18 protein-coding genes are annotated in these 17,546 nt (G+C 42.7%); 4 read left to right on the forward strand and 14 right to left on the reverse strand.

The window, feature by feature from the left end; genetic code table 11:
* Window positions 1-57: 57 nt before the first annotated feature.
* Window positions 58-450, reverse strand: a complete 393-nt coding sequence (locus SNE25_RS14205) for a hypothetical protein (protein ID WP_321565765.1) — start codon at window positions 448-450, stop codon at window positions 58-60.
* Between the two features lie 256 nt (window positions 451-706).
* On the opposite strand from SNE25_RS14205, the gene SNE25_RS14210 reads away from it, so the two are divergent.
* Together SNE25_RS14210 and SNE25_RS14215 are read left to right on the forward strand one after the other, a co-directional pair.
* Window positions 707-1,642: a cation diffusion facilitator family transporter gene (locus SNE25_RS14210; protein WP_321565766.1), complete on the forward strand. Its 936-nt coding sequence runs from the start codon at window positions 707-709 to the stop codon at window positions 1,640-1,642.
* A gap of 28 nt (window positions 1,643-1,670) precedes the next feature.
* On the forward strand, window positions 1,671-2,228 hold the full coding sequence (locus tag SNE25_RS14215) for a sugar O-acetyltransferase (protein WP_321565767.1): 558 nt from the start codon (window positions 1,671-1,673) through the stop codon (window positions 2,226-2,228).
* Between the two features lie 11 nt (window positions 2,229-2,239).
* Here the strand turns inward: SNE25_RS14215 and SNE25_RS14220 are convergent, their stop codons facing one another.
* The 5 genes from SNE25_RS14220 to SNE25_RS14240 all read right to left on the reverse strand — a co-directional run bounded on the left by SNE25_RS14220 (window position 2,240) and on the right by SNE25_RS14240 (window position 5,339).
* Entirely contained in the window at window positions 2,240-2,623 is a 384-nt protein-coding gene (locus SNE25_RS14220; protein ID WP_321565768.1) for a SpoIIAA family protein, read from the reverse strand.
* Window positions 2,624-2,706: 83 nt separating this feature from the next.
* The gene (locus SNE25_RS14225) at window positions 2,707-3,507 is read right to left on the reverse strand and encodes a DUF817 domain-containing protein (RefSeq protein ID WP_321565769.1); all 801 of its coding nucleotides are present in this window, start codon (window positions 3,505-3,507) and stop codon (window positions 2,707-2,709) included.
* Between the two features lie 5 nt (window positions 3,508-3,512).
* Window positions 3,513-4,283, reverse strand: coding sequence for an oxygenase MpaB family protein (locus SNE25_RS14230; protein ID WP_321565770.1), 771 nt, complete (start codon window positions 4,281-4,283; stop codon window positions 3,513-3,515).
* Between the two features lie 2 nt (window positions 4,284-4,285).
* Window positions 4,286-4,681, reverse strand: a complete 396-nt coding sequence (locus SNE25_RS14235) for a ribosomal maturation YjgA family protein (protein ID WP_321565771.1) — start codon at window positions 4,679-4,681, stop codon at window positions 4,286-4,288.
* Between the two features lie 172 nt (window positions 4,682-4,853).
* Window positions 4,854-5,339 carry an OmpA family protein gene (locus SNE25_RS14240; RefSeq protein ID WP_321565772.1) on the reverse strand — a complete coding sequence of 162 codons (486 nt, stop codon included), beginning with the start codon at window positions 5,337-5,339 and terminating at the stop codon, window positions 4,854-4,856.
* A 278-nt stretch (window positions 5,340-5,617) separates the two neighbouring features.
* Here SNE25_RS14240 and SNE25_RS14245 point away from each other — a divergent pair, with 278 nt between their 5' ends.
* Window positions 5,618-6,073, forward strand: coding sequence for a hypothetical protein (locus tag SNE25_RS14245; protein WP_321565773.1), 456 nt, complete (start codon window positions 5,618-5,620; stop codon window positions 6,071-6,073).
* Between the two features lie 41 nt (window positions 6,074-6,114).
* Here the strand turns inward: SNE25_RS14245 and SNE25_RS14250 are convergent, their stop codons facing one another.
* The 4 genes from SNE25_RS14250 to SNE25_RS14265 all read right to left on the reverse strand — a co-directional run bounded on the left by SNE25_RS14250 (window position 6,115) and on the right by SNE25_RS14265 (window position 8,380).
* Entirely contained in the window at window positions 6,115-6,822 is a 708-nt protein-coding gene (locus SNE25_RS14250; RefSeq protein ID WP_321565774.1) for a hypothetical protein, read from the reverse strand.
* A gap of 103 nt (window positions 6,823-6,925) precedes the next feature.
* Window positions 6,926-7,312: a hypothetical protein gene (locus SNE25_RS14255; RefSeq protein WP_321565775.1), complete on the reverse strand. Its 387-nt coding sequence runs from the start codon at window positions 7,310-7,312 to the stop codon at window positions 6,926-6,928.
* A 47-nt stretch (window positions 7,313-7,359) separates the two neighbouring features.
* Window positions 7,360-7,698 (reverse strand): hypothetical protein, encoded by a 339-nt coding sequence (locus SNE25_RS14260; protein WP_321565776.1) that lies wholly within the window; start codon window positions 7,696-7,698, stop codon window positions 7,360-7,362.
* 10 nt (window positions 7,699-7,708) lie between these two features.
* Window positions 7,709-8,380: a hypothetical protein gene (locus SNE25_RS14265; protein ID WP_321565777.1), complete on the reverse strand. Its 672-nt coding sequence runs from the start codon at window positions 8,378-8,380 to the stop codon at window positions 7,709-7,711.
* Between the two features lie 488 nt (window positions 8,381-8,868).
* Here SNE25_RS14265 and mutS point away from each other — a divergent pair, with 488 nt between their 5' ends.
* Window positions 8,869-11,478, forward strand: coding sequence for a DNA mismatch repair protein MutS (gene mutS / locus SNE25_RS14270; protein WP_321565778.1), 2,610 nt, complete (start codon window positions 8,869-8,871; stop codon window positions 11,476-11,478).
* A gap of 260 nt (window positions 11,479-11,738) precedes the next feature.
* Here the strand turns inward: mutS and SNE25_RS14275 are convergent, their stop codons facing one another.
* The 4 genes from SNE25_RS14275 to yidC all read right to left on the reverse strand — a co-directional run bounded on the left by SNE25_RS14275 (window position 11,739) and on the right by yidC (window position 17,536).
* A complete protein-coding gene (locus tag SNE25_RS14275; RefSeq protein ID WP_321565779.1) occupies window positions 11,739-12,278 on the reverse strand; it encodes a pyridoxamine 5'-phosphate oxidase family protein in 540 nt (179 codons plus the stop codon).
* 97 nt (window positions 12,279-12,375) lie between these two features.
* Window positions 12,376-13,743 carry an exonuclease domain-containing protein gene (locus SNE25_RS14280; protein ID WP_321565780.1) on the reverse strand — a complete coding sequence of 456 codons (1,368 nt, stop codon included), beginning with the start codon at window positions 13,741-13,743 and terminating at the stop codon, window positions 12,376-12,378.
* Window positions 13,744-13,984: 241 nt separating this feature from the next.
* Complete coding sequence (locus tag SNE25_RS14285; protein WP_321560387.1) at window positions 13,985-15,505, reverse strand: IS1182 family transposase; 1,521 nt, start codon at window positions 15,503-15,505, stop codon at window positions 13,985-13,987.
* A 198-nt stretch (window positions 15,506-15,703) separates the two neighbouring features.
* Window positions 15,704-17,536 carry a membrane protein insertase YidC gene (gene yidC, locus SNE25_RS14290; RefSeq protein ID WP_321565781.1) on the reverse strand — a complete coding sequence of 611 codons (1,833 nt, stop codon included), beginning with the start codon at window positions 17,534-17,536 and terminating at the stop codon, window positions 15,704-15,706.
* Between the last annotated feature and the right edge of the window lie 10 nt (window positions 17,537-17,546).

Below are 17,546 nucleotides of genomic sequence, written 5' to 3' on the forward strand. Positions count from 1 at the left end.
AAAGCCCTGCTGTAATTAATTACAGCAGGGCTTTTTATGTTAAAACCTAAATCCTGTTTACTGACCGGGAGGGGTAGGTGTTGGCGATGGACTTGGACTCGGGCTTGGTGTTGGACTCGGACTCGGACTTGGTGTTGGCGTAGGAGTCGGGCTTGGATTCGGGTTAGGATTTGGTGACGGTGTAGGGCTTGGACTTGGCATAGGGGTAGGTGTTGGCGTAGGAGTAGGCGACGGATTTGTTGGGTCTGTTGGTGTTGGCGTAGGCACCGGTGCCGGTTCCGGAGTTTTCGGCGCTTTTTTCTTCTTCTTTGTCGTATCCGTTTGCAGGACCGTTTTTTTAATATTCAAACCGCTAGCTTGCTGGTCATCTGCTTTATGAGTGCCTGCAAAAACAATTGAACCGGCAAATGTCAATGCAATTGCTGCAGCTGTTATTCTTAAATTTTTCATGATGTTTTTTCTTTAGATGTTTTAAAATTTAATTATAATGATAACATGGTGTAGTTGTAATAGTTTTGATTAATTGAAACTATGGGGTGTATAATGTTGATAACGAGTTATTTGTTAAGCAAGTAATGCCGGTCTGAAAAAAGGCTGAATGTAGGGCGTCCGCCCCTTGATATCTGAGTTGAATCGCTGTCCAACTGTCCTTTTATCTTCTTTCAATTCAAACAAATAAGGTGCTAATGCACTTTGGTTTTATGACATGGCATCATCAAATAAATCCATCTACAGCGCACTGGCGGCAAACCTGCTTATTGCTGTTACCAAATTTATAGCCGGTTTTATAAGCAATAGCGCCGCCATGATTGCCGAAGGAGTGCATTCGGTAGTGGATACGGCAAACCAGCTGCTCCTGTTGCTTGGCCTGCACCGGAGCAAAAAGAAGCCCGACGCCCGGCATCCTTTTGGTTATGGCAAAGAGCTGTATTTTTATTCGTTTATCGTATCTATACTTATTTTTGGTTTGGGTGGCGGTGTTTCTGTTTACCAGGGCATTGCACATATTATACATCCTGATGTACCGGGCAACCCCACCTGGAGCTATGTGGTATTATGCTCGTCGGTGGTGTTTGAGGGTACTTCATTAGTAATAGCGACAAAGGAATTTAACAAACTCCGCGGCGACCAAACCTGGTGGCAGGCTATTACTAACAGTAAAGACCCATCAACCTTTCTGGTATTGTTTGAAGATGGGGCTGCGGTAATAGGTTTATTTATTGTGATGATCTGTTTGTTTATAGGGCACAGGTATCACCTTGATTATCTGGATGGTGTTGCCTCCCTGCTGGTTGGGCTGTTGCTTATAGGCGTATCCATCATACTGGCGCGCGAAAGCCGCAGTTTGCTCATGGGCGAGGGTATAAGCAAACAAACCAAAGCCCGGATAACCGAAATTGTAGAGCAGGACGCCGACGTGCAAAAGCTGATGCATATTCTTTCAACCTATCAGTCGCCAAGCGAAATTTTGCTGATGCTGATCATCGCTTTTGAGCAGAATAGGGACACACAACAAATCAACGATGCCATTTCACGTATACGTAACGGGGTAAAGGATGAATATAGCCTGATCCATTTTGTAATCATTCAGCCTGATATTTACATGGATAAGATAGACCCCAATGTGCAGACCTATATTTAATTTTTATATTTAGGCACAAAACTACCTCATGATAAAAACTGAACTTCAAAAAATGCTCGATGGTGAACTTTATGACGCGAGCGACGCCGAACTTACCGCAGGCCGGTCAAACGCGCGAAAGTTGTTTATGGAGTATAACGCCTTAGATTACGACGATAAGGACGGCAAGAAAGCTATTTTAAAACAATTGCTGGGCAGTTTTGAAAATAACATCGATATACAATCGCCATTTTACTGCGATTACGGGTTTAATATTTTTGCCGGCGATAACCTGTTCCTGAACTTTAATTGTATTATACTGGATTGCGCCCGGGTAACTTTTGGTGACAACGTATTTCTGGCGCCGAATGTACAGATCTATACTGCCTATCACCCCGTGTTAGCTGCTGAACGCATTAAGGGGCCCGAATATGCGGCGCCTATTACCATTGGCAGTAATGTATGGCTTGGAGGCGGGGTAATTGTATGCCCTGGAGTAACCATAGGCGATAATACCACCATTGGCGCAGGCAGCGTGGTAACTAAGAGCATACCTGCCAATGTGGTTGCAGCAGGTAACCCCTGCCGCGTAATAAGAGAGTTGTAGATGGAGGATGATTAATCAGCGGGTTGCTTATTAACCTTGCTAACCCATTTTACAGCCTTATCCAGTTCCGTAAGCGGGAAACCTTTTGATTTGCCTGGAATAGCGAAATTCACCGCATCAGTAAACCATTCAACTCCTTTTTGGTCGGATACGATGGCTATCCGGTTCCAGTCGGTAAAGTGTTTTAGCCCGGCTTTAATGTCTTCATACCAGGCACCGGCCGTAAAATTCTGTACGCCGGTTTCAAGCACCAGCAAATAATTGATTTCGCCTTGTTTTTTGGCCAGATCATCAAGGCGTGGTATTACTACTTTGTCCAGATCGGTTTTGGTGACTTCACCAGAGGCATGTATACCAACTACATGTTGCGGTAAATTATTTATAATTCTTAACATAATCTTTGTTTTTCCTTATGGTTACAAATATTATTCCATTGTTAAAAATGTGAGTTTTTTATAATGAATAAAATGTAACGAGTTTATGACACAGGCGTAGCCGGCGTTAATGGGACACTTTGTTTAACACCCTGTTTCAGCATTTTGAGTTCGGCTACAATAATAAAGCTTACAATCACTAAGAAGCCCCATGAACTTATTTTTTGATAATCTACCATGGTCCAGCCGTGGTGCTGGTAGGCATATTTCCATGCGCCAAGACGCGTAGCTATGTTTTCTGCCAGCCATATAAAAAAACCTATGAGCATAAATGATAATACAGTGGGCATACGATAGGCACTGCCATCTAAATGAAACACCACTACCGACCGCCTGAAAAAATATAGGATAAGCAAGCCTATCACGTACCGCACATCATAAATAAATTTATTGCTGAAAAAGTTAAGGTAAATGAGTACGCCTATTACGCGCGCCGTATTGTGGTGCGGCCAATGCAATATTTGTATATCAAGCCGTCGCCATGCCTGGCACAGGTAGCTGGCCACACTGGCGTACATAAAACCGCTGTACAGCGGTACACCGAAAATCTTAGTATAAGCAAATTCCGGATAGGCCCATGAGCCATAATGTACCTTAAAAAGCTCCATTGCTAAACCCAGCAGGTGAAATATACATATTACCAGCACCTCGTCCTTGGTTTCAATTTTGGTATAATACATGGCTGCCTGTATGGTAAGGCAGGTCAGCAGCATAAAATCATACCGGGGAATAATATCTTTAAACAAGTGCGATACGGCCAGCATGGTAAAAACCAACACCGGGAACAAGCACGATAAAGCCTCCTGGCTAACAAAAATAAAGAAGTGACGGATGCCAGTTTTCACAGTTTTCAGGATTGTATGTATAAATGGTCAAGGTTTTTTATTTGTGATTTATAGGCTACCGGCAGCAGTCCGTCGCGCAGAAACTTTTCCAGCCTGATGAGCCTGAATAATTTATAAACCCATAAAACCGGCAGCAGCCAGGGCACCCGGCCTAAGCTCAGGTGTTTGCGTACCAGGGGCGATATAACCAGCAACTGCGCCTGCTTTAATATCTGGTAACGGACAGGACCCAGATGTTTGCGGTATTGTTTGTAAAGATCGGCGGTTAGCGCACTGTTCACCAGGTTTTGCTGCAAGTGTTCATTACGCGCGTGCAGGTATGCGGTATAGCTGGCCGGTAAATCATGAAGCTGCATCCGCGTGCCCACCCGCTTAAAAACTGCAAAAACCTGAGCTTTTTCCATATCAGTAAGCGGGCGCTCCAGCAGTTCATAAGAGCGTACGGAAAGATCGATAAGCAGGAACAGCACATCGCGATAGGCCCAGTCTGGTATCTGCATGCCGCGGCTGGCCTCAACACCTTTATGAATGGCTGTAATTTTATCAATGGATTGCAATGCCGCTTCCCGTTCCGAAAAAATGATCTGCCTTGAATAGGCCACAGTAGAGAACAGGCGACCCAGCGGATCGGCAGGGAGCCGCCCTGTAAAATAGAGCCAGTCGGCCGCTTTATTTAAAGCAAATTCGGCACCGGCACCTGCAAAAATAAACAGGATATTATCTGCCTTGCCCCATATTTTACGTACAATCGAATCTTCAGCAACGAAATACTCCATAGTTATATAACTTGTATTGAGGCACATTTGGTTTTGTACCTTAATCTTATTTTTTCAACAATTATTACCAGTGCAATACCCAAAGTATAGCAAAACATATCCATCCATGAAAAAGCGCTTCCAAGTACCATCAAAGCTGTTGCAGAATGCTGCAGGTGAAGCAGCGCCACTAAGTGAAAATATTGCGAAACCTCAACAGCATAAGCGAACAGCAGCACAAGAGCTGCGGCTTTGATCACCGGGGCATTCCAAAAACTTTTAACCATACAGTAAATCAGTATCACCACCAGGAAATCGCCGCCGTAAGGCCTGATTAGATTGTCGTGGGCATACTTGCCTATACATACTTCAATAAGCAATAGCAGCAGGGCGGAAATGAAATAATTATAAAATTTCATACATTAAAAGTACTTTGTTATGCAAAGTAAATAATAAAAAATAGGATTTACAAATTCATTTCTGCAACATAAGGCAACAAGGGGAGTATTTTAGGTATATAATAGCACGGACTCCCAAGTTTGAGAGCCCGTTACTATAAACAATAAACACATCAATAATAGGAGGGAGAGTTTAATTAAGGCTCAAGTTATTATTCACGTCCTTTATTAAAATTTCTACTCTGCGGTTTTTTTGCCTGCCCTCGCGGGTTTTATTGGTAGCAATAGGTACAGTGCTGCCCAGCGGGGTAGTTATTATTTTTTGTTCCTGCACGCCCAGTTTCATGAGGTAATCCCTTGCGCTGTCGGCCCGTTTTTGCGATAGTTTCCAGTTGCCAACATAAGTGCCGATAGAATCTGCATGGCCGCGAAGTATCACGGCATATTTTCCTTCAATCAATACTTTCGCAAGCTGGTTTAACTGCTCATCATATTTTGCATCAAGGTTGGCCTTAGCAAAGGCAAATTGCAGGTTTTTAGTCATCGCAGATATTGACATCTTACGATCGGAGCGGTGCGCACTTTTAGGAGCCGGGACAAGGGGTGTGGTAAACGCGTATAGGTTAACCGTCAACAATAATAAAATAATTGAGGTTGATGTGATGATTTTTGCTTTCATGAGTGAATAGATTAAGTGAATAAGCTGTATCGGTATAATACTACCTGTTGCACTTTGTTTGGCAGGATAAAGCGGTTATACACTTAATTGTGAAATAGTGCACACAAATTGAGTAATATAATATTCCTTAAGGTTGTAATTAATTGTTTTTGTGATTTTAGAACAAGCTGATAAATTAATCGGATAAACCGGAGAAATAATAAAACCGTAATACTGACAGTAAATAATTTGGTTTTTTGTATCGGTTTTGTTACTTTAGGTGTTCCACAAACCTAATAATGAATACTATTACTTACAGATGCAGCAAAGCGTTATGGCTTGTTGGTATTGTTATACCATTTGCCCTGACATTTATTTGCATTGCCAGCCTTGATAGCTACAACTGGCCCAGTTTATTGCCGGTAATCACTATTCTTTCGGCGGTGGTGGTTTATTATTGCAGGCAATGCTTCACTTATGATTTAAAAGATAAGGCCGCCTTGCTGCTCGATGACGAAAAGCTGATTTATTATATTGACAATACCGTAATTTACTGGAAAGACGTAATTGACATTAGCTACGGCAAGGTATGCGGTCAGGGCTTATCTATATTTTTTACCATAAACAAAGAGGGTATTCGCGAAAAGCGCGTTTGTGTGTCAACCGATCTGGTTGCGGGTTGCGACAGGGCTATATATAATGACATCATAGCCCGGTATGTGAAAATGAGGCGTAAAGCTTTTCCGGCTGTGTAGATTTAGAGGGGGATAAAGTATCAGATTAATTCGTTTGGTATTTATACTCTATTCCTAACCTTTGGCCGGGGTAATATCTTAGGTTCAAAATGCTTTCGCCCGGTGATGGTCACTTTCTTTTTTGCTTCTGCTAATTGTATTTTTAGAAGTTTATCCTGTGGCCTTTGAATTTGGAAGTACCACAGCAATAAACCCGGGAAAAATAGTAGAAGCCCCGCATGCGCTAAAAGCTCAAAAGTTCGCTCTTGCAACTCGAGTTTGCTTGAATAGAACTCATATTCGTTTATAACTTTTTCATTCTTTTCCCAAAGTACACTATTGATTCTTGAACAAAATTCTTTAAAATTCTGAAGATAGGGCATTGTAACTCCTATAGGGTAAATCGCGTGTATAGTTGTATCTGTTTCTTGTTTGTAAATTTTAGCGGCTTTCCGATCATCCAAAATAAATGGATATTGATTTACAAGATCATTCAAATCCTGTATAATCATTTGTTGTGTTAATAGATTAGCTTTTGTTTTAGATTCCAAATCAGCTGTATAACCTTTCATTACATCACTATCTACCGATAGCTGAAAATTACTATCATCTTTAACTTTCTCTAATGAATCAACTTGATAAATAACCTGGTGTTTATCATATTCATCTAATTGCCTATCTCTGTAATAAAAAGAGAATACAATTAACAGTAAACCAAACATAAACGCAAATTTATAGAGGCTATCGGTGGGTATTGGTAGATTGAACATAGGGGTAAGGTTTTGATTTGTAGTTAAATATAAAAAGTAAAGGCATCACTAAGGATGCCTTTACATATATCGTATACTATTTACCGCAATAAAGTTTGTGTTATTATTGATTACCCCAGCTCGATGAGCCCAAAGCTATAAGGCCCACAATGGCAACAACAGCTACTGATATTCCACCTATTAATAAAACAGAATGCCCGGTTGTGCGGCGGTGCAGAGTTTTGTTATAAGCCAGTTGCCTGAAGGTTTTTACATAAGTAGAATCTTTAAGGAAGGTGGTATCACTTACATTTAACGGAGTAGGTTTAAAATAATCGGAAGTAGCCGGAAAATGATGGGCCTTGAATTTTTTAAAGTTGCTGCCGTCAAGTTTAAAATTTTTGGCATCGGTGCTGGCGCTTTCCACCATAGCCGAATCGCGCGAGATAGTTTGCGCGCCCGATACGGATGCGGCCAGGATTATAAAAAATGTAAATAATAATATTCTCATACCATTACGGAGTTAAAGAGATAAGCTGGCATATATTAAACTAATATTCAGGTAGAAATTACCGGTATGTCCTGGTAATATTGCGGAGCAAGGTTTTGTATAGTTAGTGGTTGCTGAGGTGGATAATAATGACCAAATACGGAAATACAAAATATGGTGTTAGGGGCGCAATTAATAAAAAAATAGAAACCATCATTACCGGTTATAGCATATGAAGCATCAATCCAGCTTTGACCATTCCACACCATCAGGTCAACCCTTACACCCCCAAGCGGGTAATAAACGCCATTAATATTTCTTACCAGTTGCCCGCGTAAATTTGTACCAAATGCGGTATGTGCTATAAAAACGAACGCCAGTGTGAAAACTAATGCTAAACGTTTCATGATAAAATGGTTAGGGGTTTGTAACAGCGGGTGGCATTATGTTATTCGCCATTTTAAAGTGTCGAACTCCGGTGTCCCGAACGCTTTTTAAAGATGCATAATCATTAGTGTGTGCTTTATAAAACTTTTTAGTTATAGTAATTGTCCTGTTTTTGAGATTTCGACAGTTTTTATCAATAATAAAATTGCAGGTACCAAAACCATTTCTGAGCACCAAAGTACCCGCAACCTGACCTTCTGATTGCTGCAGCACATCGTTGTCAATATAAAAGCTGAGCGTTTGCGTTTGATAATCAAAGCGCATGGGCCTTGGCGACGACATGATAGAATCTTGCTTAATATATTTTTCATAATCAAGTGTGCTGATAGCTGAGGTATCATTCATCAGTTGAACTTTGAAGTAAACCTTCCAGGGTAAATTAACCCGCTCATTCTGCATTTGCTGATAGGCATCTATCGAAGTAAAAACAGTGTCTATTTTAGGATATAAAGCGGCGAACAGGATGATGAATGTAGCAGTTGCACCGGTAGCATTGATGTTAAACCCGGCAAAATTACCTTTGCCCAATATTTTATCTTGCGGGGCAATTTTATATAACAAATAGGCAGGTAAAACCGGGCCTAAAATAAAGAAACCAAGAGTTAATGTCTTATACAATAAGTTATAGTCGAAATTTTCCATGACTATTTAACTATTTGATTTTCAGAAATCTTAAATAAATATAATAAATATATCTATTTAAACTAATGATTAATTTAGAATTAATTATTGTGCATTACTATCTACAATAACGGACATAAGTGTAAAGTACTTTTACACTTAACACGCTGTTTTTAATGGCTTATTTGCATTTGTGTATCCGGGGCGCCTTATATTGTTTGGCATTCGCGTCACTTTACAAATAAACATTAATACCCGGTGCAAGTGATTGTCGATGATCAGTACTGCACGTGTTTGGAGGGCGGCTTGTCGTGTTTGCATCCATTCGGTGGAGTCCGCGACTGTTCGCAGGTGTTCCCGATGTTCGCATTTCTAAAAAACGAAAACCCCCGCACCCCACCACTCGCACCCCGCTCCACACCCCCATAATCCACAATATTCAACTTTTCCACAATTCCGTAAAAAAGCGGTCAATGCATTAACTTAGCCGATTAATAAAAGGATAACCGTTGGCTAAAGATACTACCAAAGAAACCCCCTTAATGCAGCAATACAATGCCATAAAGGCTAAGTACCCTGGTGCTTTGCTGCTATTCCGCGTGGGCGATTTTTACGAAACCTTTGGCGAGGATGCCGTTAAAGCGTCGGGCATACTGGGCATTGTGCTCACCCGCCGGGCCAATGGCGCCGCCACCCATATTGAGCTGGCCGGCTTCCCGCACCATTCGCTCGAAACTTATTTGCCCAAACTGGTACGGGCCGGGCAGCGTGTAGCCATCTGCGACCAGCTCGAAGACCCAAAGACTACCAAAACCATTGTAAAGCGCGGCGTTACCGAACTGGTTACCCCCGGCGTGGCTACCAATGATAACATACTGCACCAAAAGAGTAATAACTACCTGGCCTCGCTCCATTTTGAGAAGAACACTATAGGCATTGCCCTTATTGATATTTCAACCGGCGAGTTCCACACCGCGCAAGGCAACAGCGACTATATTGACAAGCTGCTGCAAAGTTTTTCGCCCAGCGAGGTGATATACCCCAAAAGCCGCTCGCGCGATTTTAAGGATACCTACGGCGACAGCTTTTACACCTACGCGCTCGATGAATGGCCCTACAGCGGCGATTATGCCAATGAAACGCTACTCAAGCACTTTGGTGTAAAATCGCTCAAAGGGTTTGGGATTGATAAGCTTAACCTCGGTATAATAGCTGCAGGTGTGGCTATCCATTACCTGAATGAAACGGAACACCGCAACCTGCAGCATATATCATCCATCAGCCGTATTGAGGAAGACCGTTATTTGTGGATAGACAGGTTCAGCATCCGCAACCTCGAACTGGTAGGCTCGGCCAACGAGAACGCCAAAACCCTGGTTGATGTGCTTGACCATACCTGTTCGCCCATGGGAGCCCGCCTGCTGCGCCGCTGGATAGTGATGCCTCTGAAAGAGATAAAACCCATCAACGACCGACTTGGGGTGGTTGAATACCTCATAGCTCAGGAAGAGCTGCGTGAAAACCTGCAGCAATACATTCGCCAGATAGGCGACCTGGAGAGGCTCATTTCAAAAATAGGTTTACAACGGGCCAACCCGCGCGAAGTGTGCCAGCTTAAAAAGGCGCTGATTGCCATCGGCGAAATTAAAAAAATAGCCGAAACCTCCCCAAGCCAGCCGCTAAGGGCCATAGGCGAGCAGCTAAACCCCTGCACACTCATCTGCGAGAAAATAGAAAAGGAACTGCACCCTGAGCCCCCGGTAATGATAGTAAAAGGCTCGGTAATGAACGAGGGTATTAATGAGGAACTGGACAGGCTGCGCAAGATCGCTTTCGGTGGTAAGGGCTATTTGCTCGAGATCCAGAAACGCGAAGCCGAGGCAACGGGTATCCCATCGCTTAAAGTATCGTTTAACAATGTGTTTGGCTACTACCTGGAAGTTACGCATAGCCACCGCGATAAGGTGCCTACCGAATGGATCCGCAAGCAAACGCTGGTAAATGCGGAGCGATACATTACCCCCGAACTCAAAGAATATGAAGAGCAGATATTAGGTGCAGAAGAAAAGATACTGGCGCTGGAAACCCGCCTGTACAACGAATTGCTTTATGCCCTTGCCGAATATATTAAGCCTATACAGCTTAATGCCCAGCTTATAGCCCGTTTGGATGTGCTGCTTAACTTCGCTACCATCTCCATTAAAAACTACTACGTAAAGCCGGAGATGAGCGAAAGCAAACAGCTGGATATTAAAGGCGGCCGCCATCCGGTGATTGAGAAAAACCTGCCGCTTGGCGAAACCTATATCACCAACGACGTTTACCTGGATTCGGAAACACAGCAAATCATCATTATTACCGGCCCTAACATGGCAGGTAAATCGGCCCTGTTGAGACAAACCGGTCTGATTGTTCTTATGGCGCAAATGGGCTGCTTCGTACCGGCTAAATCTGCTTCGATAGGTTTGGTTGATAAGATATTTACCCGGGTGGGTGCATCGGATAACCTGTCATCGGGCGAATCAACCTTTATGGTGGAGATGAATGAAACCGCCAGTATCCTGAATAACCTGTCGGACAGGAGCCTGATCCTGCTTGACGAGATTGGCCGGGGTACCTCAACTTACGATGGTATTTCCATTGCCTGGTCCATTGCGGAGTATTTGCATAACCACCCGGCCGCCAAAGCCAAAACGCTTTTTGCCACACACTATCATGAACTCAACGAATTGAGCAACAGCTTTAATCGCATCAAAAACTTTAATGTTTCGGTAAAAGAGGTTGGCCACCAGATCATTTTCCTGCGCAAGCTGATACCCGGCGGCAGTGAGCATAGCTTTGGTATCCACGTGGCTAAACTTGCCGGTATGCCGCCAAAAGTGCTTACACGCGCCAACGAAATATTGAAGAAACTGGAAAACGAGCGTACCGGTGGGGAGCATATTAAGGAAAGCATCCGTAAAGTGCAAAAACAGGCTGTGCAGATGCAAATGTTTTCTATAGATGACCCTGTACTGGTGAAAATCCGCGATACCCTGAACAATCTTGACGTAAATACGCTAACCCCTGTTGAGGCCCTGATGAAGCTGGATGAGATACAGCGGGTTATAAAGAGTTAGATTAGATGTGCAGATATAAAACAAAGAGCCGGGTAATAGACGAGGGCACTGAAAAAGTCCCGGAAAATCCGGCAAAAATGAAGGGGTTGTTCAATAAGCACGAACAACCCCTTTTCCTTGTCTTATAGGCCTACAAGTCTCATCGCCGAGTCGTATAAACGATTCTCAACGTATCAAATTGATTTTTTTAAGCCCTCCTTTTTACCTCACATATTAATTGGACTTTTTCAGTGCCCTCGTAATAGACCCGGCTCTTTGTTTTATTCAACTTTCAGTTTGCCTTCAATAGAATCATCAAGCGTTTTACCTATAGCGGCGCCTGCTAATTGTTTTATGAATGCTATGGCATTGCCGTGTTTGTTATCCCAATAATAACCTTCAGTTGGTTCAACTTTTATAACAGATATACGCGGATCGTCCTTACCTTCTGTAAACCAGACTTTTAGTATGGGCTCCCAAAGTTCGTCGATCTTCTGTTTATCATCGCTAACGGTGGCTATACCATAAATGTTTAGAAAATCAGAATGTGCCGATCCCTGGAATAACAGGTGCACCATTGGGTCGGTTGATAGGTCGCTGTTCTTGTGGCTGTCTTTAGCGCTCAAAAACCATAAGTTTCCTTCATCGTCTACCTTTTGCACGGACATAGGGCGTACGGAGGCAGGGATACCTGTTTTAATATTGCTCAGGAAAAAACAGCTTTTGGCGCTGTTTACTAATTCTTTGATCTTTGAAATGGCCTCGGGGCCGCCTAAATCTTTAAAATTATCTTCGGGTTGTTGTTGATTAATACTGTCCATTTTTATAATGTTTTAATAGGTGATTGTTAAATTAGATAACCCATCAAAACATGAATTGTGTGACTTTTTTTAACTTTAAAGATAATTATTTACCAAATTAAGGAGCAAACACCACCATTCTATCAGGATAACGCATGGCATAGGTAGAAACAATATTTTTGATATAGTCATTGCCCGGATAAGGGGTCAGGTAATTCTTGAGCTGCTGGATATTATCAGCATCAAAATAATGAGATACATATCCCATTCCATAAAACTGACCTTTTTCTACGAGTATACAGCTATGTTCATCGCCGGTACGGCCCTCATCGCGGATGGCATAGGTAGGCAAGGCCTGTTTAAGCTCGTCAATAGCGTTATTTACTTTGCGGTTGTAATCATCAACCGGCTCTATGCCTTCGCACGCGCATGACACGCCCAATGCCCCTGCACAGGGATTATTATTTTTTTGTATAAAACACAGTTTGGGGCAAAGGCTAAAAGTTTCAATTAACTTATTGAGCAGGTTGTAACCCTCTAAAAGGGAATGGCAGGTATATATAGGGTCGCTGTATTTGCGGTGCTTATCAACGGCAAGGCGCAGGTAGCCACGCTGGTCTTCAAAAGCGTAAAGGCAATAAGCGTTTTCGAAACGCTTTAACGACCGGTTATACTTTGGCCAAAGACGTTTAATTTCAATAGCTTCCAGTACAAAGGCAATAAGCTCGGTGCCGCAAATCTGGTAGCTTACCTGGTGAATATTGCGTAAAAATTCCTGCCGCTGTAAGCCAGGATTGTTGCCTGTAAAATGGCTGCTTACCCGTTTTTTCAGATTTTTGGCCTTGCCTACATATATCACTTTACCTTTCTGATCATGAAAATAATATACACCGGGAGTGTATGGCAATTGGTCCACATCCTTTTTTGGTAAATTAGGGGGCAGTAATTGTTCCTTTGAATTTTGTTTTAAGGCATTTTTAATATGCCCGTCGCTATCACTGTTGAGCAGCAGGGTAAATAGTTCCGCTGTTGCCTCGGCATCGCCTGCGGCCCGGTGACGGCTTTCATTATCAATACCTAAATGCCGGCATAAGCGCCCAAGACTGTAAGACGGTAAGCCGGGTAAAATTTTTCGACCCAAACGTACGGTACATAGTTTATTACTTTGCAGATCGTAGCCGGCAGCAGCCAGGTGATAGCGTACAAACGAATAGTCGAAATTTACGTTATGGGCTACAAATATTTTACCGTGAATGAGGTGATAAACATCGGCAGCAACATCCTCAAACGGCGGCGCCTGCTGCACCATTTCGTTGGTAATGCCGGTTAACGCGCTAATATAAATCGGGATCTCCCTGTGTGGATTTACCAGCGACTGGAAACGTTTTACCACTTTTTTGCCATCATGTATGCATATGGCAATTTCTGTTATGCCATTAGCGCTGGCATGTCCCCCGGTAGTCTCAATATCAACAATTGCATACATATTTCAAATGTAATACAAGTTTGCTAAATATTTTAGTGTTTTTTGGATTTTTTGGTGCGGAGTGCGGGGAGAGCGGAGTGTGAGTTAAAACTAAGAGTAGGCCTGTCATCCTGAGCTCGTCGAAGGATCGCACTTAGAGGCCACCCACCATGCTTCGACGGTGCTAAGCATGACAGCCAATGAAAAGACAAAGCCCGGAATATTATAGTGCCTGTTGCACAAGAAAGCATGAGGGCTAAAGTTAACGGGCAAATGACCAAAAGGTTGTTTGCCCGTTTCTGTTGAAGGGGAGCAGAGTCGCTATAAAGGCATTTGTAGTTCTGTGAAATCGAGTTATAAGATTATAAAACGGATTATCAAGACTCCCCGATGGTTTTGTTTTGCTATTTTTATTTGGCGAGGGCTTTAGCTTCAGTAGTTTTTTGAGGTTATAAGCAACGGCAGCCATAATCATACACTTGTTTGCCATCGCAATACCCTTTGTATTTACTTTTTTCATTCCGGTGAAATTGACCAGGGTACCTAATACCGGCTCGACGGTACCTTGCCTTACTTTCCGCATCTTCCGGCCTTTGCTGCTTTGTACACGCTGCTGCATCTGCCTGTATATATCCTTAATGGCAGACTCTCTGATGACCTTTGTACCTGTAGATGGATTGGTGCAGCTATCTTTGAGAGGACAAGTCGCGCAATCGCTAACCGAAGTTTTATAAAGCTTATGCAGGCCATTGCCTTTGGCTCTGAAATGTCGGAAGGTAAGGTATTTTCCCTGTGAACAGATATACCGGTCATGCTCTTTATCATAGGTGAACCCTTCCCTGTCATCTTTGTAGCCTGAGCGGTTGGGTATATACCCTTCGATCTGATGTTCGATCAACGCTAAGAGCCCCGGCTCACTGCTATAGCCTGAATCCGCCAGGACTTCATGCACTGTCAATCCATTCTCTTTAAGGGTGTTTACCGTCTGCGTTAATATCTCGGGGAGACATTGCCCATCGCCTTTATCGGCATGGAATGCTTGTATGTGGGTAATTACGTGATTTGAGGTATCCACACTCACCTGGCTTAGGTAATTTAAGGCCAATACTTTGCCCGGCTTGTAAGATATGCGGGCATCAGTGTCGGATGGGCTTACCCTGGCTTGATTTACCGGCTTGGGTTTTTGTTTGGCAGAAGCCTGGCTGGCTGAAAGATGATCAGGCAGGTGAATGATATTATCCGAAGATAGCTTTTCAGTGTGTGCATCCAACTCCTTGCCATAGCCTGCAGCATCATCCAATATCTGACGTTCGACCACACTGGACAGGGCGGCATTGGCTTTCACCAGCACACTATCTACAGCCTGTCGCCGACCAGCGACCAAACCGTTATCGATACATTGTTTCAGTACCGTTTTGAAAATGGCAGTAAACGTTTCCTCCCCGTAAAGTTGGCGTGTCCGGCTCAGGGTGGAATGCCATGGTAGTTCTTCATCCAGGTCATAGCCGATAAAATAAAGAATATCCATGCGCATCCGTGATGTGATGATAATACGTCGGTCGCTATTCATGTTTTCCAGATAACCCACCAGCATCAGTTTAAAGAACACGACAGGGTCAATGCTCTTTTGGCCTTCGTTGCCATAATACTTCGCGGTCGAATCATAAAGGAAAGAGAGATCAAGTATGCTTCTTAACCGCCTGTAGAAATTGTCAGCCGGAACGTAATCGGAAAGCTGAAATCGGATGAATAGCTTCTCCTGGTAATCTTTTTTGCCTTGCATGCCTTTAATATACAAAACAAATAGCTGATTAACAAATACTTATAAGAAAAAAACACAATTGCCAAATTAGCAATTGTGTTTTTTGAAAGACCGCTGTTAGTTGTGCAACAGGCACTATTATATTCCGGGCTTTGTCTTTTATCTTAAAGTCTTTCGTCTCAAAGTCCTAAAGTCCAATAGTCTAAGGTCCAACAAAAACTATTTCTTCTTAGCAGCTTGTGCCTGTTGCTGACGCATCATTTCTTCCATGCGTGCTCCAAAACCTGACTTTTTCTTTTTCGGATCATCAGGTTTCTTTTTGTTTTCCTGTATCTGGGCATGTATCTTTTTATCATCAACCATGAATTTAATCAGGTATTGCTGTAAGAAGGTAAGCATGTTAGCCAGGAAGTAATAGTAGTTCAAACCTGATGGATAGCTGTTCAATGTAGCCAGGAATATGATAGGAGTAATGTAGCCAATATATTTCATCTGGCCGGTAGCACCCGAAATCTGGTTATTGAAATAAGTATATATCAATGTTGATATAGTCATCAGCAAACACATTAAACTGATGTGATCACCAATTAAAGGAATGTTCGGGAAAGTAACTACCGCGTCATAGGTCGACAGGTCATGCATCCACAAAAAGCTTTCACCGCGCAACTCAAATAAGCTTGGGAAAAAACGGAAGAACGCGATCACGATAGGCATTTGAATGAGCAATGGTAAACAACCACCTAACGGGTTTACGCCGGCTTTTTTGTAAAGCTTTAAATATTCCTGTTGTAACAGGGTAGGATTATCCTCACCAACTTTAGTTTTAATTTCATCCATTTCCGGCTTTAGCACACGCATTTTGGCCATTGACAGATATGATTTGTAGGTAAGTGGCGATAACACCAGCTTAAGCACTATAGTTAATGCTAAAATGATAAGTCCGTAATTCCAGTTAAACTGTTTCAGGAAGTTAAATACCGGTAATACAGCAAACTGGTTTATATATTTTAATGGTCCCCAGCCCAGGTCTACCAGCTTTTGCAGATCATTACCCTGAGCTTTTAAAGTAGAATAGCGGTTTGGTCCAAAATAAAATTCTAATGGTACCGTGCCGTCAGTAGCACGCGCAATGGTCAGGTCTGCTTTCATTTGCTTAACATCGGCCGAATCGGTAACATCAGTACTTACAGCTAAGTTTGATTTGCTGATGCCGCCTTTGGAGATCAGTACGTTAGAAAAGAAGTGCTGCTTAAAGGCAACCCATACCATTTTTTTATCACTGATCTCTTTTTGGTCATCTTTAGATACGCTCAGATAATCATCGTGATTTTCGGTATTATAATAATATACTGTTGAGTACTGACGCTCTTGTTTAATATCTTTTTCCTGTTTGTGCAGGCTGGCTGCCCAGTTTAGGTTAACAGAACTACTGTTATTGATAACGCCATCAAGCCCGGTAGGTTTAATGGTAAGGCCCAGTTTATAGCCGGTACCTTTTAAGCTATACACATAATCAATATACTGGGTAGCGCTGTAGCTTAAACGCAACGTAACTGAGGCCGAATCATTTTCGGCAACTTTAAGTTCGGGTGCGGTTGATGTAAAGTAATACTCATCGGTATTGATCTTTTTTTCGCCGGCAGAAAAAACTAAACCAAAATGAGTTTGAGGGCCGCTAAAAAGTACCAGCGGTTTTTTATCAAAAGTTTTAAAGTTTTTCAGTTCAACCGAAGCAACTTTACCACCACGTGTGCTTAGTTTTACAATCAGGTCCTTATTCTCCAGTGTTACCAGCTTCTCGCTGCCTATTGAGGCTGCACCAAAAGGGCTTCTTAAAGTGGCCGAATCTGCTACTGTCGGTTTACCGTTAGCGGTATCAGCTTTTGCTGCAGCAGGTGTACTTGCTTTGGCCAGACCAGCCTTTTTCAAAGAGTCCTGTTGCTGTACCAGGCGTTCTTTTTTAAGTTCGGCGTCAGATGGCTTCAGGAAGTAAATTGAGCCAGCTATAATAGCCATAATCAGGAATAATCCTGTAAATGTATTTTTATCCATTATCTATTGT

The sequence above is a fragment of the Mucilaginibacter sabulilitoris genome (assembly GCF_034262375.1).
Classification (GTDB): Bacteria; Bacteroidota; Bacteroidia; order Sphingobacteriales; family Sphingobacteriaceae; genus Mucilaginibacter; species Mucilaginibacter sabulilitoris.